General features: G+C 35.2%; 17 protein-coding genes and 1 pseudogene. 9 read left to right on the forward strand and 9 right to left on the reverse strand.

The annotated features are described in order from the left end of the window. Window positions 1-449: 449 nt before the first annotated feature. Window positions 450-1,169 carry a HEAT repeat domain-containing protein gene (locus tag ABVT42_RS16055; RefSeq protein WP_353896887.1) on the reverse strand — a complete coding sequence of 240 codons (720 nt, stop codon included), beginning with the start codon at window positions 1,167-1,169 and terminating at the stop codon, window positions 450-452. Between the two features lie 174 nt (window positions 1,170-1,343). Here ABVT42_RS16055 and ABVT42_RS16060 point away from each other — a divergent pair, with 174 nt between their 5' ends. From ABVT42_RS16060 to ABVT42_RS16095, 8 genes and pseudogenes are all read left to right on the forward strand, one after another. Next, window positions 1,344-1,508 (forward strand): hypothetical protein, encoded by a 165-nt coding sequence (locus ABVT42_RS16060; RefSeq protein ID WP_353896886.1) that lies wholly within the window; start codon window positions 1,344-1,346, stop codon window positions 1,506-1,508. Window positions 1,509-1,938: 430 nt separating this feature from the next. Further along, window positions 1,939-2,313 (forward strand): hypothetical protein, encoded by a 375-nt coding sequence (locus ABVT42_RS16065; protein ID WP_353896885.1) that lies wholly within the window; start codon window positions 1,939-1,941, stop codon window positions 2,311-2,313. Window positions 2,314-3,056: 743 nt separating this feature from the next. After that, window positions 3,057-3,776 (forward strand): hypothetical protein, encoded by a 720-nt coding sequence (locus ABVT42_RS16070; protein ID WP_353896884.1) that lies wholly within the window; start codon window positions 3,057-3,059, stop codon window positions 3,774-3,776. Window positions 3,777-3,829: 53 nt separating this feature from the next. Next, window positions 3,830-5,347, forward strand: a complete 1,518-nt coding sequence (locus tag ABVT42_RS16075; RefSeq protein ID WP_353896883.1) for a hypothetical protein — start codon at window positions 3,830-3,832, stop codon at window positions 5,345-5,347. An 88-nt stretch (window positions 5,348-5,435) separates the two neighbouring features. Continuing rightward, the gene (locus ABVT42_RS16080; RefSeq protein WP_353896882.1) at window positions 5,436-5,702 is read left to right on the forward strand and encodes a hypothetical protein; all 267 of its coding nucleotides are present in this window, start codon (window positions 5,436-5,438) and stop codon (window positions 5,700-5,702) included. Window positions 5,703-5,895: 193 nt separating this feature from the next. Beyond that, a pseudogene (locus ABVT42_RS16085) lies at window positions 5,896-6,921 on the forward strand (IS630 family transposase). Window positions 6,922-7,437: 516 nt separating this feature from the next. Then, window positions 7,438-9,642, forward strand: coding sequence for a M4 family metallopeptidase (locus ABVT42_RS16090; RefSeq protein ID WP_353896881.1), 2,205 nt, complete (start codon window positions 7,438-7,440; stop codon window positions 9,640-9,642). A gap of 125 nt (window positions 9,643-9,767) precedes the next feature. Continuing rightward, window positions 9,768-11,663 carry a M20/M25/M40 family metallo-hydrolase gene (locus ABVT42_RS16095; RefSeq protein WP_353896880.1) on the forward strand — a complete coding sequence of 632 codons (1,896 nt, stop codon included), beginning with the start codon at window positions 9,768-9,770 and terminating at the stop codon, window positions 11,661-11,663. A 511-nt stretch (window positions 11,664-12,174) separates the two neighbouring features. Here the strand turns inward: ABVT42_RS16095 and ABVT42_RS16100 are convergent. Beyond that, on the reverse strand, window positions 12,175-13,440 hold the full coding sequence (locus ABVT42_RS16100; protein WP_353896879.1) for a M23 family metallopeptidase: 1,266 nt from the start codon (window positions 13,438-13,440) through the stop codon (window positions 12,175-12,177). 528 nt (window positions 13,441-13,968) lie between these two features. Here ABVT42_RS16100 and ABVT42_RS16105 point away from each other — a divergent pair. Further along, a complete protein-coding gene (locus ABVT42_RS16105) occupies window positions 13,969-15,813 on the forward strand; it encodes a diguanylate cyclase (protein WP_353896878.1) in 1,845 nt (614 codons plus the stop codon). A gap of 288 nt (window positions 15,814-16,101) precedes the next feature. Here ABVT42_RS16105 and ABVT42_RS16110 read toward each other — a convergent pair whose 3' ends face one another. The 7 genes from ABVT42_RS16110 to ABVT42_RS16140 form a co-directional block, all read right to left on the reverse strand. Next, the gene (locus ABVT42_RS16110; protein WP_353896877.1) at window positions 16,102-16,818 is read right to left on the reverse strand and encodes an aspartate/glutamate racemase family protein; all 717 of its coding nucleotides are present in this window, start codon (window positions 16,816-16,818) and stop codon (window positions 16,102-16,104) included. Continuing rightward, window positions 16,815-17,708, reverse strand: coding sequence for an EamA family transporter (locus tag ABVT42_RS16115; RefSeq protein WP_353896876.1), 894 nt, complete (start codon window positions 17,706-17,708; stop codon window positions 16,815-16,817). Before ABVT42_RS16115 ends, ABVT42_RS16110 begins: the two co-directional genes overlap by 4 nt. A gap of 1 nt (window position 17,709) precedes the next feature. Next, window positions 17,710-19,152, reverse strand: a complete 1,443-nt coding sequence (locus ABVT42_RS16120; RefSeq protein WP_353896875.1) for an aminotransferase class V-fold PLP-dependent enzyme — start codon at window positions 19,150-19,152, stop codon at window positions 17,710-17,712. Continuing rightward, complete coding sequence (locus ABVT42_RS16125) at window positions 19,142-19,978, reverse strand: hypothetical protein (protein ID WP_353896874.1); 837 nt, start codon at window positions 19,976-19,978, stop codon at window positions 19,142-19,144. Before ABVT42_RS16125 ends, ABVT42_RS16120 begins: the two co-directional genes overlap by 11 nt. 2 nt (window positions 19,979-19,980) lie before the next feature. After that, window positions 19,981-20,217: a sulfurtransferase TusA family protein gene (locus ABVT42_RS16130; protein ID WP_353896873.1), complete on the reverse strand. Its 237-nt coding sequence runs from the start codon at window positions 20,215-20,217 to the stop codon at window positions 19,981-19,983. Window positions 20,218-21,579: 1,362 nt separating this feature from the next. Further along, window positions 21,580-22,743, reverse strand: a complete 1,164-nt coding sequence (locus tag ABVT42_RS16135; RefSeq protein ID WP_353896872.1) for a lipase family protein — start codon at window positions 22,741-22,743, stop codon at window positions 21,580-21,582. 23 nt (window positions 22,744-22,766) lie between these two features. After that, on the reverse strand, window positions 22,767-23,228 hold the full coding sequence (locus tag ABVT42_RS16140) for a DUF6795 domain-containing protein (RefSeq protein WP_353896871.1): 462 nt from the start codon (window positions 23,226-23,228) through the stop codon (window positions 22,767-22,769). Window positions 23,229-23,613 lie beyond the last annotated feature (385 nt).

Raw genomic sequence — 23,613 nt, forward strand, 5'->3', positions numbered from 1 at the left:
TCAGATGTGTTTTTTGCTTGGCTGACTCAAGATCTTCTACCTAAAGTCCCCCAGAAATCAGTTATTGTGATGGATAATGCCACTTTCCATAAAAGAATGACATGCTTAAAGAAAAGATGATTTATCTAAACTGACGGCTATTGGTTCTCCTGTCACACTATCTCATTATTTAGAAAAATTGGACAATTAATTTATTGAGGGAATAAATTTAAGCCGGCAGATTTTTAGCTAGAATTAAAAAAACTATTCACCAATAGCTTATCAGTCTTGACTGAGAATTAACTGTTCTTAAAATTCTTTTTTACAATTACACTCCATAAAATATTCCTTAAAAACAACCATTACATCTTACTTTATAAAATATTGAGTGAATTGATGGCTTAATCGCTACCAAATATCTTTATTTTTTCGAATTTAAATCAAGGGTGTCCTCGTTTGTGTTTTGGCAGTTAGTCATATTTATCGTCTGGTTTAACTCTCTTTTTTAGCAACTCCAATTTGAGTACGACAAATTCAACAATAGTATCTGTAATTTGATTATCTTTAATTTCAATAAGTTCTCCTAATTTAGCCTGCTTGATTATTTTCGCAAATAAATAACATGAAAACACTCTTTCGTCATCTAAATATTTATCAAGTAAACATTCTCCCTTTGTAGGCTCTGATAAAATATCTAACCCTTTTTTATGTTGTTCAAGCTGTTCTTGTAAAAATTTTTGCGCGGCTTTTATTTTATTTATTGATAAGGCTGATATGAACTCAACTGCTTTCTTTCTGACTCTTGTAGACTCATCATTTGCCGTTTTGAGACCCATTACAATATATTGAATAGGTAAATCTACTAGATGAGAGAGTAACCCATCTAAGACATACCATCGAGCTGACTCATCCTCAGAATCAAGATATGGAACTACATCATCAATTAATATCTCTCCTTTACGGCCTAGTTCAGAAAAAACATGGAGCGCATTCGTCACTGTATTGCTATTTTCAGATTTTAATAAAGGTATTAATAAATCTACACCATACATCTCCAAAACCTTAAGAGCATCCTCAAAAATATGTCGCCCTGAAGGAATTGATTGATTGTCTCCTGCCTCTATAGCTTCTAGCGGATTATAACCAAAACTCTTTAAAATAGGCTTTAAATTTTTTTGATATTCAATCATATTGTCATTACCAACTCATTTTCTACTTTTCTTCAGGTAGTCGCTCAATTAATTTATCATATAGTTCCGCTTCACGATTAATTCTTTCTTCATGACCCTGGTACCTTTTATATTCTTCTTTTTCTTGTTCGGTGGAGAGCTTCTTTTTTAGGAGTAAGCGAAAAAGGGGTTTTCTTGGATAAAGTAATTCGCCTACCAGGAAAACCTGCTGGTTTTATTCATTTAGGAAATAATAGGTATATTGTATCAGGATTTAGTCAGCCAAATAAAAATTGGGCATTTGTGTTGGAAGATAAAGAGAACATACAGAATTTAGAATGTGGTCAAAAAAAAGAATGAGAAAAGTCAAGACAGTCGAGTTAAAAGCCCGACTGCTGTATCAGTTAAAAGTAAATGATGTCCAATAATAGTTGTAGAGCACCACTTCGGATATTTTATCCGATTAAATAAGGTGTCCGTCAAATCAGGGCAAGATCACAGTTTAAAAGATAATTTCAAGCTAATTCAACTGAATAATACATCATCTACAATTTATTCTATCTGACTATTTTCCGATAATTTTGACCTAGAGTTAACAACATTGAAATCATTATAGAATGACATAGATAAATTAAATTAGAAAAATATCTCAAAAAATTAATTAAAAGACAAAATACGTTGCTAAATTGAATATTGATGTTTAATAAAAATTAACCTATTAACTCAATAAATTATCTCAAATAGCAGAAATGCTCGATAATCGATGAGTTAAATAAAAGGAGCCAATATTATGTCAGATATCACTTCACCAATGTCAATTATTCTCACTAACAATAATGGCGTTAATTTATCTTTAATTAGCTGTGAAATAACTGCTTCTAGTGCAGAAAAAGAATTAAAGCTTGCTCCAACAATTGATGGTTATTCAACTGATGGAGGGTATGGTACACCTGCTTCTCGAACGCCTTATCAAGTAAAATGGACCTATTCACCAGATGGCGGGAGCACGTTATTAACATTTGATTGCCGCTTAAGCGGAGAATCTGGAATTACTATTATTCCAAGTAAAAGTGGACCATTAGCCGAACAGTGGATCATCGGAGAAAGCCCGATATTAGATCGGGGTATTTGGATTGTACGCTTTTCATATTCTGCAGCATCTTAATTTTAAGTGCTTGATCAGTTTAGTTGCCTCGATAGATAGAATTCTATTGAGGCATTTATTATGCTTTAAAAAAACTCGCAATTTTGAATGACAATAGTTGCCTATTCTCCGCATAGTTTTGCACTTTAGTCGCATAAATGAAAGTTAAATAAACTGACTGTTTCATAACCTAATCTCGATAACGTATATCATTTCTATTACTAATCTATCTTCACCACATAAAAAGAGTCAAACGTTAAGGATAATGCAATTGCGTTAGTGGCTAGTATTTAAATATTTCTTGCTCGAATGACAAATAGTATCTGTATTGATCTTCTTAATCATTACGAATCTAACGAAATGTTGAATCTTCGATTAGATGAAAATTATGGTGTTTAGGCGAAAGTAAAGCTTGTTTGTTGGCAAAGGTTTTCTATTTTATTGTCTAAAATGAGTAGAAGTTTAGGATGCCTTTGAATAAAAGTTTGTATTTGTGAACTGCTTCTTTTGATTGCTTGTTTCTGAATATTATAAATAATATTTATATTTTTTTTGCTTTTTATTTTTATTTTCTTTTATTTGATATTATGATTTTTTCTTTATTAGTTTGGTTTCTAAATTGATAGACGGAATGCCTTTAAGCTGTGTTATAAAATGCTTTTTTCTTTTGGTTTCGTGCTTGTAAGAATGTTAGTGGTTGTGGCATTATTTTCGAGATAAAGTTTGGTTTTAATAAAGATATAGAAAACAAAAGAGAATGTGTCGTGAAAATAAATCTACATTATTTTTTCTACCCTTTAGTTTTTACTGGTGGGATTTTGGGTGGATTGCTATCTGAGCGAGAAAGTGTAGTTAATAAAAATAATACCTTTCAAGATGAGCACTTAAAATTGGAGAGTGGGACTGATATTATTGTTTCTAATAACGTTGTCGGTAAGGTTGGTGTTAGTGATGCTCAAAATTATTTGTTGCATAATGATGAAAAAAGTGTAGACCAAAAAGCTAAAAGCAAAACAGTATCTTCAACTCCTGGTGATAATATAACATTAGAAAAAGAAGATTTACTTTCATTTGAGAGAAAATATCTAACAGTTAATAGTGAAATTAATGGACTAACCGTTTCTGCTGATTTACAAAATAAAAACTTTAGTCAGCTTATGCTTAAGCTGGCAGAAGAGAACTATGGTAGTTATCTGAGTTATGAAAATAAAAATAATTATCGACACTGGTTTGTTAATCAGCATTTAGTTGGGACAGGCGATGTTTCTTTAAATGGGTTGGAGTGTGGTGAGAAATTTTGTATGGCTGAAGTTAATTATGAAAATGAAGAAGTCTACAAGGAATACCTGGCAAATATAACTTCTTCTGAAGAATACAAAATGTATACACTTTTAACTCAGCCTATTGAAGAGAATGGTATAAAAAACATGAGGTTTTTTTATACTATAGATCCAGAATTGCAATCGATAAGTTTCACGCAATAATAAAAAATATAGAAACTGTAAAGACTCTATTAATATTTGATTTTCGAGGGGATATGGAAAATATCATTATTGCCGGAGGTGGTATAGCCGGTTTGGTTAGTGCTATTTGTCTTTCAAAACTGAACTGTCATATTTTAGTTATCGAGCGTGATCAAGAAAAAGATGAGCGTCTAAATAATGTAAATATTTTTGAAAGTTGGAAAAGAAAAGGTGTGCCACAGTTTAAGCATAATCATACATATTTATTATCGATGTACAAATTTTTCTCAAATGAACATCCTGAATTAGTGTCTGAGTTTAAAAAACACGGGGTTAATTTATATCATATTAATGAAATGTTACCTGCTGAGCTGAGAAGCAAACTAATCAGAAAGACTGATACTGATCTCGATATGAAGAAAATTAATTGCCGTAGACCTACGTTGGAATCCCTACTATATGATTACGCTAAATCAATTAGCAGTATTAATATACTTCATAATGTAAAAGTTATTAATGTGCTGGGAGAGTGCAATGGATCTTCTATTGATGTTAGAGGTGTAGTGACAATAGTAGATGGTGAAAAAAAAGAATTTTTAGGTTCGGTTATAGATGCAATGGGACAGTCTAGTAAATTTGTCTCTTGGCTTGAAAAAATGACAGATAAGCCCTTTCTAAAAGATGAACAACTATGTAATACAATCTACATTAGTCGACATTATAGATTGAGAAATGGTCAATCTGAATTATTGTTTAAAGGTAATAGAAATTATAGCTATGGTACTGATTTAGGCTATATAAGGTTTAACTTGTTCCCAAATGAAAAAGGATATTTCTCTATTTGTATATTAATTCATGAACGTGAAAAAGAGCTGTTTGATGCTTTGAAAATGCCTGAATTATTCCATAAGGCGTGTTTGTCGATTCCTGAAATAGCACCTTGGCTTGAAAGTGATAAAAGTGTTCCTGTGTCAGAACCGCTTTATTTTCGAGGAATGAAAAACCGCTGGAATATTTTTGTTGAGAACGGTAGTTTGAGAGTAAAGAACTTCTATGCTGTTGGTGATTCTCATGTGATGACAAACCCGTGGGCAGGAAAAGGTTGTGCTTATGCAATGCACCAGGCTCAACTCTTAAGGCAATCATTTGAAAAATATACTGACTTAAAAATGCGGGCTAACTTTTTTTATCAAACGACTTTAAATCACTTAGGTAATATATTTGTAATGCTTAAAAAAGAAAGTGATTATTTCAATGAGCTCGCAGAATCTGATTATGTTAATTTTGAAAATAACGTAAACCTGCAAGTATTAAACAAGAAAGAGCAAGGCTTAAAGTATTGGTTCTTAAGCTCGTATTGGTTAGCTTATAAAGTAGCGGTAATGAGTAACCCTTTTTTAATGAGACGAATTATTGAAGAAAACCATTTGATAAAGGGATATAACACTCATTTAAGAGAGATTGGCACCGTCATAAAAGTACTGATGTATATGTTTAAAGGCAAAAGAAATAACTTGCAGAAGGTAAAAAAGAAACTGAATGGACCTAATAAAAGTGAACTTTCTCGATTGCTGGATATAAAGCAGAATTAGATTTGATATCTAAACAAATTGTTGGTTTGGTAACTAAATATCATGCCGATAATAACCAAAAATATTTAATTAAAGTAAGGAATTAACAATGTTTAAACTTAATAAAAAGCGTTTCTCTATCATGGCTATGATAGGTGCTATTTCGGGTGCAGCTGTTGCGGACGATGTCATTATAAATGGGACTACATACAGTTGTACCAATACCTGTAATGTAACTTTTAATAATGGTTCGGCGGTGATCACTGATAGTGGCGGAGGTTCGATTACTTATCAGCAAGGAAATATAACATCAACAATCAGTGAGTCGATTACTCTTTATTTTTCATCAATGATGATGATGATGGGGATGGGCTAGCGCTTAAAGATAATTCTTAGTTAAAAAACGCACCAGCTTGGTGTGTTTTTTAATTTACAAAAAATGCTTGTGAGTGTTGGCCAAAAAAATATCTAGTCTACTCAACAACCTGCAAGCTGGTCTAACGCTAATGTATATACCATGATCAATGAAGGTGCTTGATTTTTAGGTTTAAGACGATCATGATTAGCGGATGCAAAAAATCACTTTAACAAATGAGCAAAGAGTTTATTTAGAGCGCCTCCATGCCAATACGCGTGATAGTCGAGTATGCGATAGAATAGAAGCCGTTTTATTACGCTCAGAAAACTGGTCCACACCGATAATTGCACAAGCTTTACGCTTGCATGAAACGACCATTATTAGACACATTAATGATTACCTTGAAAAAGAAAAATTGAAACCTGAAAATGGTGGCTCTAATAGTTATCTGTCAGTGAGCTAAACAGCTGAGGTTGTATAGCACTTAATCGTGAATACTTATCAGTGTTCTTATGAAATAATTGATTACCTCAGGGAAAATCATAATGTGAAGTTTAGTGTTCCCGGCCTAAATAAGTGGCTTCATCAACAGGGTTTTAGTTACAAGAAACCGAAAGGTGTTCCGCATAAATTCGACCCAGCCATGCAAGCAGAATTTGTTGAGGTGTATGATACATTAAAAAAGCAAGTGATTGATGAGCCTATACTTTTTATAGATGCAGTGCACCCAACGCAGGCTACAAATGTGAGTCATGGTTGGATAAAAATGGGTCATGACAAGCGTATTAAAACAACGGGTAGCTGAACTCGATTAAACGTTGTTGGAGCCATTGATTTAAATGATATTGGCTCTGCTATTGTCAACCGATATAACAAAGTTAATAGCGAAACGATGCAAGCATTCTTTGAAGTTATCAGAAAACAATATCCATCAAAAAAAGTGATTCATTTAATTTTAGATGGTGTAGGTTATCACAGAGCTAAGCACTTAAAAGATAAGGCAAAAGAGCTCAATATAAAACTTAATTATTTGCCACCTTACAGCCCTAATCTCAATCCGATAGAAAGATTATGGAAAGTGATGAATGAGCATGTGACGAATAATCAGTATTTCTCAAGTGCCAAAGAGTTTAGAGATAAAATTGACAACTTCTTTCAGAATACATTGCCTGAAATTGCTGATTCTCTAGCAACTAGAATTAATGATAGTTTTCAGGTGCTAAATCCTGCATTTTGAGTGATAACGGGTATAAATCCTTAGGAAGGTGTGAATGACCGGACGCTCACGTTAGTTCGCTTCAATAGGTATGCTTTTTGTTTCTAGCTAGTGTATTAGTGTTGACCTCAAAATACTTTGATATGCATTAAGTGTTTCTCTAAAAATTTTAAAATACATATAATGTAACGCGATTAAATAATTGTTCTTGCTCTGGTTGGATGAGTTGGTTTGGCGTTAGGGTACCTAATGTAAAAAAAATCACCTTATAAAATACCGTGAATTAGTCACATTATTTTATGTAAATATGTCACAGGGCCAGTTTGATTTTTATTATTCTAACCCATAACATCTAATAAGTTTTTTAGATTTAGATATTCATTTTTTTCTAAGAAATCATTTTGACTTTTTAAAACACCAAGAAATAGTCGAAATTAAAAAAGTCACTCTCACTATTTTCAATACTTTGATTTCTTTTTTAACTGGAAAGATGGGTTTAGTGAGATGAAGCAAGAAATAATAACAATGGAGAATACAATGAAGCATGAGTTAAAAATAAAAACTCTATCTGTACTTGTTGGAGCCTCTTTCTCTGCAATGAGTTTAGGTATTAACGCAAGTGAATCTTTTAATTTAACCATTCAAAACCAGACCAATAACGGTTCTCCCAGTTTTGTTACTGGTAATTTGGGGAGTATGACAGAAAAAAATGCAGCTTCTGCATTAACCAATATTTTGTCAAATCACTCTGCCTATGGTTATACCGGAAAAGAAAAATTTTCAATCAAAAGAACCTGGCAAGATGAAACAGGCAGAATGCATGTACACTTTAACCAAACAATTAATGGGTTAAAAGTTTATGGCACAAGCATGATTTTACATTCAGAAATAACAAGCAACTCATTAACAAGCATTTCTGGTAATATTTATGCACTGACTGGATCTTTAGCTGTCGATTCAACTCCAGCTAATTCTCTTTCAATTATTAGCGCCCACGATAATGGTTTACAAGCAAAAACTGCAGCCCTTTCTATCGGCGACATTACAGCAGAGCCAGAACTTGCATATATATTTTTAGAATCAGGTGAAACTCGATTAGCCTGGAAAGTAGAAGTTAAATATCCAGGTGGGCATGAGTATACATTTTATGATGCATTAACTAATGAGTTAGTTGACCGTTATCCTCTAATGCACTCTGCAAAATCATGGAAAACTTATACACTCAATGGTGGTTCTAGTAATCAGGCCCCCGGCCGGTTACTTTGTACAAACAATCAAAGCTGTGGGAATAATCAAGCTGCGCAACGTGCTCACGATGGTGCATCAAAAGTTTATGATTACTATAGCCAAAAACATGGCAGAGATAGTTTGAACGGCAATGGTATGACAATGATCTCAAGTGTTGATTTAGGTGAAGCCAATGCTTACTGGACAGGCAGTCAAATGTTATATGGCCGAGGAGGTTCTTTCGATAACGATTTAACAAGCGATTTTGATGTTATTGGACATGAATTTACTCATGGTGTTACTCAATATACCAGTGGTCTAGTTTATCGTAATGAATCTGGTGCGCTAAATGAAGCTTGGTCTGATATTTTTGGGGTAACTATTGAAGCATACAAAAATGGAACATCTTCTCCTGCCTGGCTACTTGGTGATGACTTATATAATACACCAGGTAAAGCCCTTCGCTATATGAACAACCCAACTAAAGACAATATTTCAAAAGATTGGTATCCAGAGCGTTATCTTGGCCAAGCCGACAATGGCGGTGTTCACTGGAACTCTGGTATCGCTAATCTGGCATATGTGCTTTTGGTTGATGGTGGTAAGCATCCTCGCGGAAAATCTAATGTACAGGTTCCATCAATTGGTATGACTAAAGCTGAAAAAATATTCTATCGTGCAGGTGTTACTTACATGAGTCAGAATACTAACTTTGCTGGTGCACGTACAGCAACGGTTAAAGCGGCGACTGATCTTTATGGTGCAGATGAAAAGTATGCTATAGAAACTGCCTGGTGCGCAGTTGGTGTGGGTAGCTGTCCAACAGGACCCAATCCTGATCCTGATCCCGATCCCGATCCAAGTGGTAAAGAGTTACAAAACGGTGTTGCTGTAACAGGCTTGAGCAGTGCTCGTGGTGAAGAATTGCTATACACCTTTAAAGTTCCATCTGATGCAACTAACATTCGCTTTGAAATGAGTGGTGGAGATGGTGATGCCGATCTTTATACCAAGTTTGGTAGTGAGCCAACAGATAATAGCTATGACTGTCGTCCCTTCAAAGAAGGTAATACCGAAACTTGTACCGGTAATAGTACTAATGGTACATACTATGTTCGAATAAAAGCATACTCTTCGTTCTCTGGTGTATCGATTAAAGCTAGCTATGACGGCGGAACTAATCCAGATCCAGATCCAGATCCAACTAACCCTCCTGTTGATGAAACTGTTAACAACATTTCAGTTCCATATGGTCAATGGGCTCGTTATACCCATGAGTTACCTGCTGGTTACTCTAGCATGACTATTACAATGTCTGGTGGTAGTGGTGATGCAGATATGTATGTACGATTTGGCGCTCAAGCGACCCAAAATCAATGGGATTGTAGACCTTACAAAGAAGGAAACAATGAAGTTTGTACCTTTAACAATCCTCAAGGCGGCATATGGTATATTGACCTGTTTGGTTATTATCCTGCTAGTGGTATTACATTGAACTTAAAAGCGAATCCTTAAGCTTACCGGTTCATCTAGAGAGGCTGCTCAGCCTCTCTTTTTATCTAACCGATAATCAGTTTTCTGTGTTGCACTTTAACACAGTGGCTATCATTTTCTTTTTCCACTTCGGGTAGGAATAATCAATGAAAAAAAATATAATTGCTTTGTTGGGTTTAGTCAGCACATCGTTAGCACCTTGGGTACTTGCTGACTCAAATAACTTAACCAGTCAATCAGATAAGAAAGTTTGGATATCAATTGGTGACGATGCATACTCGCTTATTAGTCAAAAGTATTCCGAAACTATAAAATTTAGTCAAAGTAAAATTCACAATGCCAGTCATGGCAGTGTTGCTGTAGTACAAGTGCCAGAATCACAAATTCCTTTGTTAAGTGAATTAATGCACGATGAGTTTAATCGCTGTGGCGGTTTTGTTTTTCATGAGTCTTTCGCTCAAGCGCAAACTTATGCAATGTTACCTTCTCAATTATCTCCATCAGTAGCTGTTAATTACACCATTAATAATAGTGCTTCAGTAAATGCATTATTGAGTAAGCTTTCGACTTCAAGTATGAGTTCAACCGTTAATTCTCTGAGTAATTACCACAATCGGTATTATACACAGCAGTCTGGCGTTGATTCATCTAACTGGATTAAAAATAAATGGCAAAGTATAGGTAATGGTCGCTCAGATATTTCTGTAGAAAGTTTTAACCATAGCTGGAGCCAACCTTCGGTTATTGCAACAATAACTGGAACTACCAGTCCTGATGAAATTATTGTTATTGGTGGTCATCTGGATTCAATTAATGGCTCGAATCAAAGTAGCGGGCAAGCACCAGGCGCTGATGATAATGCCTCTGGTATCGCGGTAATTACCGAAACACTTAAAGCAATTGTTGCCAGTGGTTTTAAACCAAAGAAAACCATTAAGTTAATGGGATATGCGGCAGAAGAAGTTGGATTGCGAGGTTCTAAAGCTATTGCACAAAGTTATCGAAATAAAAATGTTATTGGCGTTGTTCAATTTGATATGAGTGGACGAAAAGGCCCTACGAGTCAAGATATTGTCTTTATGACTGATTATACGAATAATGCTCAAAACCAGTTTATGCAAGATTTAATTGATACTTATTTGCCTGGCGTGACTCATGGTATCAGTCAATGTGGTTATGCCTGTTCTGATCATGCATCCTGGCATAATGAAGGGGTTGCTGCTTCAATGCCTTTTGAGTCAAAAATGAATGAGGCTAACCGGCAGATCCATACTGCTAATGATACTGCTTATGATGTCAATCATTCAATCAAGTTTGCTCAATTATCTGTTGCATTTGCGGCTGAATTGGCTAAAGGAAGTACTGGCTCTAATCCAAACCCTGATCCTGATCCCGACCCTGATCCAACGCCAAACGAACTACAAAATGGCGTAGCGATAACTGGCTTAAGTGAGTCTCGAGGAAATGAACTGAACTATATATTTAAAGTACCTGCTGGCGCTAAGAATATCAAATTTGTTATGAGTGGCAATTCAGGCGATGCAGATTTATATACTAAGTTTGGCAGCCAGCCAACAGACTCAAGTTATGATTGCAGGCCTTTTAAAAACGGTAGTCAAGAAACTTGTGATGGTAACCAAACTGGCGGAACCTATTATGTCAGAATTAAAGCATACAGCGCATTTTCAGGTTTAAGTATAATGGCTGAATATTCTGATGCGGACACCAATCCTGACCCAAATACACCAATTGATCGAACGGAAAATGTATCCGTTAATCAAGGACAATGGCAGCGTTTCACACAGGAATTACCAAGCGGTTATAGTAGTCTTAAAGTAACGATGTCTGGTGGAGATGGAGATGCCGATCTTTATGTTCGTCAAGGGGCTGCCTCAACCACTAGTCAATATGATTGCAGACCATATAAAGCGGGTAATAGCGAAACTTGTACTTTCAATAATCCACAAGCAGCGACTTGGTATATTGATGTTTATGGTTATAGTTCAGCAACGGGAGCAACTTTAAAAATTGAAGCCAAATAAAGATTAGTAAGAAAAGTTTAGACGTATTGGCACCTGGCAATTGTAAGTGAGAGGGTAGTTATCAATTATTAGGTGTGTTATTGGGAGCATTATTGCTCCCTTTTTTTTATCTGAATTATTATTTAGTGTTATAGTATAATTAATAAAAGCTTCTTTAGGTTTAATACAACGTAGAAGAAATTGTGGTAGCTTACTGACATTGAGTGATACCGGCAATGGTAGCCTTTAGGAACTAAATTCAGAGTATAATCTCTTAGCCATAAAAATTATCTTCGAATTATTCTACGCTTCAAAACTATTTATCCTCGGAGAGTATTGTGAATAATTATTCTTAAGTGCCTAACTTCCGGTCCCATAGAAGAAAAGATACAAGGCTTATTAAAAGGAAAAAGATGGTTGATAAAAGATTTATAATCTTCCTGATTGTAGGGGGGGAGATAAAAAGACCGAGCAATATTTCAGCTCGGCAAAAAATAACACCCTTTCTCAAAATGAAACTGGAGATAGGAAACTACTTACTAGATAAAGCGTCTAAATCATTTTCCTTAGCTGCGGCTTGCGCTTCAGGAAATTTAATTGATTCTGCATCACGTCGACTTCCACGGTTGGTGTAGCGGCCTGCGCAATATTTAGAACCATTTCGATAGAGGTAGAAATAACGACAGTCTGTATCATAACTGTTTCTACCTGTATTCACGGTATACCCAGAAATGGTAACACCATTCAGGTGGTAGTGCTGTCCATTCAGTTTTAGTGACCAATGCAAGTGAGGCCCAGTTGAGCGGCCACCTTCACATAACGCAACATTTTGATTGCTTGCGTAGTTCGATATTCCTGTACCCTTATTAACATAAGACCCAGTATTATATTGGATATTATCAACATGATAATATTGAGTCGACCAACCACCGTTATGGAAAACTTCCATATTACATCGTGAATACACTCTGACACGTCCTGCGGCTGAAGCAGCTACAACAATATTGCTTAGGTTAGAACCCCAATATCCACCATTATTGGCGTCTAATGAAGACTGAGGATAGCTGCCGCTTCCTGTATTGGTGTGGCTTCCACCAATATACCAAGTTTCACCATATCGCCATGGAAAGGCCAAAAGATTGCTGCTTGGCACTGACATAGTTGTTGGTGCACTTGGCTCTGGCTTCGCATTTTTTTCTTCTGGGAATAAGCTGAAGAAAATTTCGGTGAAAGACTCAACTTGCTCTTTTGAACCTGGTTGAAGTTCGGTGGTTGGAAAGCCATGAGAAAAAATCATTTGTACCGCTTTGACCGCATCCGCATCCGTGGTGAATTTTTGATTTTTTCCGGTTTCAGCATAAGAATGTCCTTTATAAAAAGCCTCTGCGATTCTTTCAGATACATCGCGCATTTGCTCAATAAAGCCAAACTCTTGTGACATGGTTCCAAAAGGCATAGCCATTTCTGCGTCGTTGGCATCTGATCTAGACAGTATGCCAGTTTGTTGCTCCATCAATGCAATAAATACTCGAGGACTAATTGATGAGCGGCCCGCAAAGTGAGAAATCGTTTCGGCGTGTTGAACTAAATGTGGTGCATTTTTTTCCAAATAAGCTTCAATGTCAAAACCGAACACTTCGTCATAATCGTAAAGGACGTTCATTTTATTTAGTTGTATGGATGGCTTGCTGGTTAGCCCGCTTTCTCCTGCATTGGCTGGCAGGCTAATCGCTAGGCTTGAAGAGAGCAGCAGTAATGAACTGGCTGCTAATTTATAGTTTAATGTTTTATTAATCATATATTATCTCTTAAGTTATTTATTTTTATTTCACAAATGTCCCAGATACAGAATAAAGATAAATTTAAGATAGCAATAATTTTAAATCTTGGGGTTTTCTTAAGTGGATCTTGTCTGCATCTAAGATGTGACTTTACGCTACTGGACAAAGATTTTCATGGTAAATATTTCACATGAATTAAAAAGATATAAGTATATGTGGAAGTTATTTAATTCATTATAAATGAGGTTTTTTTAGATCGTTAGGCAAAAGAAAATCATTAAAATATTCTTCTTTGAGTAAGTCGTATATTTTACGGGATGAGGTGTACAGCTAACCGCTGAATAATTAAATATGTTAATAAAATAGTAAGCAGAATAAATAATATTTGCTGAGTCTATAAATAGAATTTTGTTGGTCAATTGATGAATAATAATGTGTAAATAGCCTTAGGTCAGTTAAATTAGGATAGAAAGATCATATAAACAGAAGTATAGCTATTTATAAACTATACTATTTTTATAATAGATAGATAGCTTGGTATGTTTATGCTCCTTAACAAAGGCTTATATATATTACTGATTTTATTGATTAATTTGTCCTCAATCTCGGTTTCTGCAGCAGCTGAAGAGGTTACAGAGTTTATTGATAGTCTTGATATCAATCCCATCAAGGCAAATAAGGCAATAGAAGAGTTTTTGGCATCTCGCACTTTTAGCGAAGAAGAGCTGCTTCAACTGCTTTATGTACAAGGAATGATTCAGCTGGATATGGGGCAATTGTCAAATCTTGAAGCCATTGCCATCGATGGCTTGGCGCGCGCTAAAAGACTTGAACACTTTAAACTGATTAACTTGTTTCGGGGTAGTTTAGCAATAGTATATTCACAAAATGCGCGTTGGCCAGAGGCTAAAAACTTATTTGCTGAGTCAGTCCGTTTATTAAAAAATAGCGAAGAAAGAGAGATACTGGGAATTGCGTTGATGCAGTTTGGTTTGGCTAGTTATTACAATGGAGAGTTAAAAGAGGCTCTTCGCCAATTATTGGAAGCATATAATATTTTTTCTGAGAAAAAAAACCGCCATATTCCTACCATCCTGCAAAATATTGGTTTGATCTATGATGCAACAGGTAATCAAATTAAAGCTATTGAGTATTTTAAAAAAGGACTCAATTATGTTGAAACAAATAAAGTACAAGAAGCATTTCTACTATATAACCTTGGTTATGTATTTGTTAAAATTAATCAACTTGAAGAGGGTGAAAACTATCTAAATAGCGTGTTGCAAATCGCCAAGGAGTATGAGGCGTTCGAAGTAAAAAGCTATGCACTTGGGCAATTAAGCGAGTTAGAAATAAAAAGAGAGAATTATGCTGTTGCTAGAGGTTATGTAGAGGAGGCTTATCAACTGTCGGTAAAAATCGGAAATAAACGTTTAGAAGACATGTCACTGTTTCAAATGTTATCAATATATATTAAACAAAAAGATTTTCTTAGTGCCAAAGAGGTATTTAAAAAACTTGAGTGGGTTTTTAAACAAGGAGATGATTTTTCTCAATTTAACTTGCTTAAGTTAAAGGCAGAAATGCATATTGAGCTAGAAGAGTTTGAAAAGGCTGCTAGAGTTTCTAAAAAAGTCTTTTTAATGTTTAATAAAATAGTCAATAATGGTCATAGTGAAAATCAAGAAGTTGTCGCAATACAAAATGAGTTTGAATCACAAATAGAAGAGCAAAAGCATCGGATTTTAGAGCAAAAAAACCAATTGCAAGAGCTGAAAATATCAAAGCAGAAGCAGAAGAATTTTATTTATATATTAGGCATGAGTGTTCTAGTTATTATTATTTTACTGCTTATTCTGTTTGTTTTTAGAGAAGTTAAGGTTCGGCAAAAAATTGCTAAAATGGCGATGACAGATGAATTGACCAAAGTTTCTAACCGGCGTAATATTACTCAAAAAGCTCAAGAAGAATTTTTACGTTTTAAGCGTTTCCACTCATCATGTCTATTTTGTATTATGGATCTTGATTTTTTTAAAAATGTTAATGATAAATTTGGGCATGACACAGGCGATTATGTACTTATCAAATTTGCTAAAGCAGTCACAAGTGTTATTCGTGAAGTAGATCATTTTGGTCGAATTGGAGGTGAAGAATGGTTACTTATTTTGCCGCAAACAACTTTAGAAGAAGTGTCTTTAATTTATAATCGAATTGTTGAACAATGTCTCAAAATTGATGTTCCAGAAAAATGTCCACCAGTAACGTTCAGTATGGGCGTTTCAATATTACAAGACTATGATGAAATTGCTGAAGAATCTGTTAAAAGAGCAGACGAAGCCCTGTATGAAGCCAAAAGAAAAGGCAGAAATTGTTATGTTGTATTACCTTAAGTTTAAAGTCAGGCTGCGCTATTTTCTTTTTAATAGTTAATTCAAAGCTTGCTTGAAAAAGTATTAAAGTATTTATGCTTATACAACCATGTTTTTTCTAATGTAATGTGTCAAGTATTTCATTTGTATGCTCTCAGAGAAATTAATGATTGAAATGCAATAATTTTATCTAGGTATTAACTTTATTCATTTAATATAGATTATCCAGGTTAATTATTTTTCAGGATGAGCTAAGTGTAATAAAAACTATACTCATGCCTGAAAAATACTTTTTAATAACAAATCGTTTTATGTCGCGTTTGCGGGCACATAATCAAAAGCTTTTTGTGCAATCGTCTTTGCCAACATATCAGATGCATCAATAAAAGTTTTGTTATATTTATCAAGGGGTAATAAAGGCAAGTCGGTGCAAGCTAAGATTAACGTGTTTGCCTTTAGATTATTAACAATAGCAGTAAATTTACTCACGGTATCTGGATGTTCGCCACCATGTACTTTAATGTGATGTACCAGTTCATCCATAGCGGCGGGATCCGGTGTTTCGAGTGGATAGTTTTCAGCACTACGTCGATAGGGTGAATAATGACCAAACTCAATAACTTTACTAATTGATAATAATGCCGCATTACCATATTGTTCTATCGTTTGTTCAGCGACTTCAACAATTGAAATAAATTCATAACTTAGCGTTAATGCTTTTATTTTTTCAGAAAAGAAGTGAAGTACATTGCAGGCAATGCAAACAAAATCAACATCAGAGTCGAGATGAAGTAATGCTTTTTTCAGTTCCTGCCAAAGTTCAGTTTCGTATTGCGCAATATCCATCGCTAAACCCAACTTGGGTATAGAGTGCACAATGACTTCGGGTGCACTTAAGTCTCCGGCAAAGTTATTGTCGTGTAATGCTTTGTTATGTTTTAATATTTTTTGCCATAAATCAATACCAGCTTCTGGTCCGGCGCCAGTAATTATACCAATGCGACCACGTTTTACGATGGGGTTCATGAGTTATCTCTTATTGCTCGTCGATTAAAAATAGCCCATTGACTAATCTTGCTATGAAATGATACTAGTATCAGGCCGATGAATATAACACAGCAAGCAACGGCAGCTTTGGCGGTAACTTGCTGGTTTAATAGTAAGTAAGATGTCAAAATACCGAATACTGGGACCAACAAATTAAATGGCACAACCATGTTGGCAGGATAATGTTTTAGCAAACTGCCCCACATTGCAAATGCTAGCACTGTGCCAAAGATTGAAGTGTAATAAATTGAAAATATGCCCATACCACTGATATTCACTAGTGCGTCCCATTGACCTTGCTCTAACAATAATGACAAGCCGAATAATGGTAATGGTGGTATTAAGCATCCCCAGATTAATAGCGCTAGCATATCTATTTTACCAGCTCGCTTCATAATAATACTGCTGGCACCGTAAAAGAATGCTGCGCCCAAGACTAAGATAAAAGCTGTTATCGAGCTAAAGCTTTCTTTGTCAATTGCAATCAAAGCAATACCTGATAAGCCGATTATCACGCCAAGTATTTGAATTTTATTCGGATGCTCTTTAAGTACAAAGGCCGAAAGTATTAATGCAAATAGAACGGCTGTCTGTAGTACTAAAGAGGTTAAGCCTGAAGGCATACCTATTTTCATACCCACATACATTAAGCTAAACATAAGCACATAGTTCATTCCAAACAGCATTAAAAATCGCCAACTAACATCGGGTTTTTTGAAGAAAAAGACTAAAGGTATACTCGCTGATAAAAAGCGAAGTGAGGCATTGAAAATAGGAGGAAATCCTTGTAACCCAATTTCAATAACGGCAAAAGCTGAACCCCAGATAATGGTTACTAAAACTGCTAACAATACGTGGTAAAGCTTCATTCTATGCTCCACAGCTTTCAAAGTAGGGTGAGAAAATTTGATCTAGCGTTTTACTAATATCAAAATGAGCATTGGTATTTATTGAAAATGTTTTGTGAGTAAAGTGGTTATCTCTTGTCCGTTCATATTGGCTGATATAAAAATCGCGTTTTGTAACTATTTCTTTTAGTGCTTCACATAAGGCATCAATATGTTCTTTGGTCGTATATAAACCAATACTCGCGCGTACCATTCCTCGATATAGTGGCAAGTCTTCTTCGTCTTCAATATCCCATAATTCATCAACCAGGCATTCACGCACAAAAGGGTGCGCGCAAAAACAGTCATTGCGCACAGCAATTGCAAAATAATCATTTAGAATTAATGATAAAAGCTCGTGAGGCATATCTTTTAAGTTGAAGCTTACCGCACCAATTCTTTGTTTTTTTAACGTGTCGGCATAAACTTTAACTTCGGGAATATTGGTCAGTTGACTAATCAAGTATTCTGTTAATTCGCATTCTTCTTGATAGATTTTTTCCATTCCCAATTTATCTAAAAATGCCAGCACACTGGCAAGCATGAAAATACCGGGAATATTGATTGTGCCTGCGTGTTCTTTGTCGAATGACTGACTGGCAACCTGATAATTGTACTGCGATACTTCGGCTACCATACCGCCGCCGTAAAATTCTGGCTCCAGTTGATTCAGTAATTCGGTTTTTGCGATTAGTACACCAGGTGAACCTGGCGCATAAGTTTTGTGACCTGAAAATACAAAGAAATCAATGCTACGTGCGGGATCTTGCTGGTTAAGCTGTAAAGGTGAATGTGCGGCTATTTGAGCACCATCAACAACAATATAAGCGCCATATTTATGTGCAATTTCGGCGATATCATGAATTGGGCTAATATGTCCTGAAACGTTACTTGCTGCAGTAACCGCTATATAATTGATTTGTCCTTCATATTCTTTGCACAATGCTTCAATAGTGTCTAAATCTATCCCAATAAATTCCCCGTTTTTGTCATAAACAGGAATATGAATGACATTATTATCATGGACTCGGTGGGGTAAGTCATTGGAGTGATGTTCCATTAACGAAACCATAACAATTTTTTTGTCTTTTTGTAACGTTCTCATACCTTTGGCGAGTCGGTTGAGTGGTGATGTTGCACCGCTACCTTGAAAAACAACATCGTATCCTTCTGATGCACCAAAAAAAGATAAGATACTTTTTTGAGCCCAATTTACTACTTCGGAACTGATCTTTGCCGTTAAATGAACAGAAGAATGGGTGTTTGAATAATATTTTAGAAATTGCTGAGTGGCCTGTTGAGCCGGTGCTAATGCCAGTGTCGAGGCTGCTGAGTCCAAATAAATTCGAGTACGCGGTTTATTGTGTGCATCATGATAAAGGATGTCCATACCTAAAAATGCACTTCCTATTTTGTTAGGAAGCATAAGCAGGCTCCTTTTCATCAAGCTCGGAATTTGAATTTTTCATCGTTTCAAAGTTCTCAATATAAAAACTTTCATCATCACAAAACAGGTTAATAAATTTGTGGGGTAATTCATAAACCTGGCGTGCAACAAACATACCTAAGCGAATCCTTTCGATATATATGTCGTTAAATATGTTAACGAATAATAAGTCAGGATTATCTTGAGCGATTCGCAAAAATAGTGTCGCGAGAATGAGATTGCATTTTGGATTACTGCCTTCCTTCATCACTAAAGGGGCACCCTCGGGTCCATTGATCGCGTATACGGTTTTACCCGTTTGTATTTCGCAAAAGTCGATATCGATACAGCGGATTAGCGCGGGATCTTGACTATCATATTTTTGAAAACGCTCGGGGTTGTGTTTAATTTTTTTTCGCAGCAAGGTTGAGGCCTTATTTCTTGAGGCACTTTCAAAAACAACTTCTAATTCGCTTAATGGGATTGTCTGCTCTTCTAATACTCTAAGATAATTGTCTGGGATCTGATAATTTGACTTGATCTCTTCTCGTTGTTGAGTGTCAATGCCGATGTCATTAACCCACAAGATCAATCTAGCTGGTTTGTTTGAAGTCTTAAGGCTTTTATATAAAGCAACGCCTAAGCAAAAAGAAAAGATCTCAGCTTCTCCCTCGCTTGATAAATCTGTTAGTTCTGGCGATAAGCAATAATGTCCTGCAAGCACAGCAACCTCAGGTCGTTGGCTATTTGCTTGAGCAATAGCAATCTGTTCGTTGAGTTTTTGAAAGTCGCTGGTCAAATCGAGTTCTTCAATGAAATTTTGCATAGTTATTCCTTGTCGCATTTTCTAATAATAAATACATCATGATCTCCCTGCGATATTTCATCGATCATTTCGTAATTACCGCGTTGACAAAAACGATTGAGATCGCCTTTTGTATTTGGATCGGTAATAAGTATTTTTAACACGTCGCCCGCAGCCATTTGCTTTAGTACTTTTTTTGTTCTTAAAAGTGGAATGGGACAGGTAAAACCCTTTAAATCTAGTGTCTGTTCTGTATTCATAGCTTGTTCTCAATAGTTAGCATTTTTTTACTTTTAAATTTATGCCATGTAACCTATAATAGGCAACGTAGATTGTTATTCTATAGATACTCTCTTAAAGTAAAATGATTAAAAATAAAACCGTTAAAGATAAAATCGTTAAAGGCAATATCATTAAAGGTAATATCATTTAAATAAAAAAATTTTAAAATGGAATTACCTAAAAATAACTTTAAAAAAGTAAATTTTATTTTAGAAATTTTTTAGAAAGTTTTATAGATAATATCTCTTTAAAGAAGCTGCTTTTGTTTTTCCTTCTGAAAGAAATAGAGCAGTGCTTTTTATAGCTGGTTATCGCTCCTTTTTAAAATTTCTAATTATTAAAAATATATTCTCGAAAAATTAGCATAAAAATAGAATGAATATTTTTTGCTTCAAACTTATCGAATTAAACCTCAGTTTTTAGATGGATATTTTTTAATTAAACTGAAAAATACTGTTTATATATTGTTGAAATGAATATATAACGCCTTCAGTTTTTATTTTGACTGCCAAGCAAATATGAGATAACTCAATCAATCTATTTCTCTCTCCCTGCATTAATCTAATTTAAAAAATCTATATTTGCTATTTTTTAAGGCTTTAACTATTAAGAGATAAACTCTGCCATATAGCTTTAAGTAGATATTAAAAATAACAGTTTATGCGATAAATATGGAGCAGATTATATGGCAAGACCTGTTGTTTGTTAACATGGTATTTTGATTTGTAACGAAGTCATCATATATTTAATAGTATTAATTAAAAAATATAGCGGATAAGGATATTGGAATGACACTTGTCAATGAAAGCCCCTTTGAAACTTAAGTTTATTTAATTATGATGATGCTTAAATAAACATCTTGAGTGTACTTAAGTTAACTACTATGTATTAGCTGTTTTTGTGATTGTTGTTGCCTTAGCAAACATTAAAATCATGCTCCATGAAACAGTTTTTTCGTATCAATTGGAATAAAGCTACATTCAAATTGCCACCATGAACTTCGAGAGAAAAAAACTGAAAATTTTGTCATTTATTTTGACTGTTGAAATATAAATTTGAGTTACTTTGAAACTTATTTTTATTCGAAAAATGGTGAGTTAAGTGGGAAAAAACTACTAAGCTGCATAAATATTTGCTAATTAATAACTAGTGGGTTAATTGTCAATGATTAATTTTTTTCAATATATTGGGTTAGTGTTAATGCGGTTATATTTTCGCGAAGAGTTGAATTTGATGAACATTAATCTTCCAACACGATCTCTAAAGTCAGAAGCCACCAGCTAAATATCACAATATAGAAATTTTAACTTGGGCTCCTAGTTAGATTAATGAGAATAAAATTATCTGGCTGCATTTAAGGCTAAATTGGCTGTGCCGGCAGCAATTTTAATTAAACTACGGAATGCATGATAAATAGTAGCAATGGTAATTGTTGGAATTGCTCGGGCTGATTGGCCACATATTCTTAAAACAAAGTTCACGATTTTGGAAACGAGCCCCTTATTTTCTGTTGACATATTAGCGGCTTTATCAAGCATATAAGATATCTGGTCAAGAACAGTTGTTACGCCCATGACACCTAATTGAAGCGCAGTAAACGTTACTTTAAACACTTTGCGTGACATATAATTTAAGGCGACATTTAAAATAGATAATTTTGCCAACGACAAGCCTGAGTTGCCTGACCTCTCCATTGCTTCCACCCAATCTTGATGACGACTATTCCAGGTTGGATGAGGTCGACGAAGATCGCTCCAAGTTTTACCTTCGACGCTGCTTTCATAAACATTCATTGAGTGTTTACCAGGATGTAAAGAAAATCCTTCGCAACCAATATAGCATTCGCCTCTTGGTACTGGTGCATGGACAAATGGCCATAAGGGAAACATCGCTACTGGATCATTAGAGTGATAGACTCGATGAATGTTATTAACGCCCAATAAACTGTGAGAACTTAGCTTGCTGGCAAAACCGTGAGTTCCAACTCTTGGGCAACCAAATGTATATAACACCGTTTGTTTGGCTTGATTACTATGAATAATGCTGTCAGCACTTAAGGTTGCCAGTGCCCCGCCAAGACTATGACCTACACAGTGAATTACTTCAGGACGATTGGCGGTAATAAAGCGGTGAATATTATCTTTGAAAGTGGCAAAATTTCTGACAAAGCCACTATGAACCAATGAGCCCGAACCCGTGCCACGTAGTGCAGGATTAATATCAGTTAAAACATCTTGAAAAGTCTTCGTACCACGACATGCTAATAAAGCATGATTCTCAAATCGTCCAACACCCATGGCGATCACCCCAAAGCCAATCAATGTTTTAAAGCCGAATGCACCTGATTTTCCCTTGAATCTTTCGCTGCTTTCTTCCGCTGAAGAAAATAGCTCCTTAAGACTTCTTTCCTTAAATACTTCACTAATGTTGCTGGTTGTTTTAAAGCTGTAAGCTGCTTGTGCAGCGCTTGCTGCTTCGTCAGGAGTTAATTTACTTTTAACCATTAGTCAGTCCTTAATGTAAATTTTTAGCTTGAGTTTTTAACATTAATAATTGTTGCAATACCAGTTAATACCATTGAAATTTTTACTTTTTTAATAATGCCTTGTTCTTTATCTTCATCGTTTGCCCAATTACAATCTACTTCAATCGGTGTCATTTTTGCATCTTCTTGATAAGCAATTTCTCCGCCGTGGTGCAAGCAGTTTTTAGTCATTTTCCAGGCAAGTTTATGTTGTCCGTGAAACTCAATGTTTATAGTTTGCCTAGACTCATGATGTAACAGCGGGCGAAAAATCCAGATTTTAACAGGTGAAAATGAAAACAAACCTTGTTCGTCGGTTTGCGTAATATCGGTGTAAGTTTTATTATTGTAAGTGTCTAGTGCTGTTCGGGTTAATCGCGCACCAATTAAGGGGGTGCCATTATTATGAACTCGGCCTTTTAATGCAGAGAATAAGTAAAATTGAAAGCCATCTAAAAATGCCATATGCAGTAGTGCCCTAAATTACAATGCTTACAACGTTATTATTTGTTGATTATCTCTACCGGCCTGGCTTATTGCCGACGCGGTGAGTGGATGCAACTTGAATTAAGTATACCGCCACTATGTTAACTTATGATGAGATTTGTCTATAAGTAAATTCATTCATAAGTAAATTCATCCATGACTAAAACCTACCTTAAAGCAGGCGATATTTTTTCATTATGCTTTATACCAAACCGAGTTGATATTTGAGTCGATTTAAACTGGTAGGAGGTTATAGGATTATATTGACAAAAACAAGAATCAACTTCACAAAAGTTCGATTGTATGTTGAGTTTATTTTTATAGACTAAGGTGACTTAATTCACCTTAGTATTGAACCTGATAA

Origin of the sequence: Aliikangiella maris (assembly GCF_040719265.1) — a bacterium.
Classification (GTDB): domain Bacteria; phylum Pseudomonadota; class Gammaproteobacteria; order Enterobacterales; family Kangiellaceae; genus Aliikangiella; species Aliikangiella maris.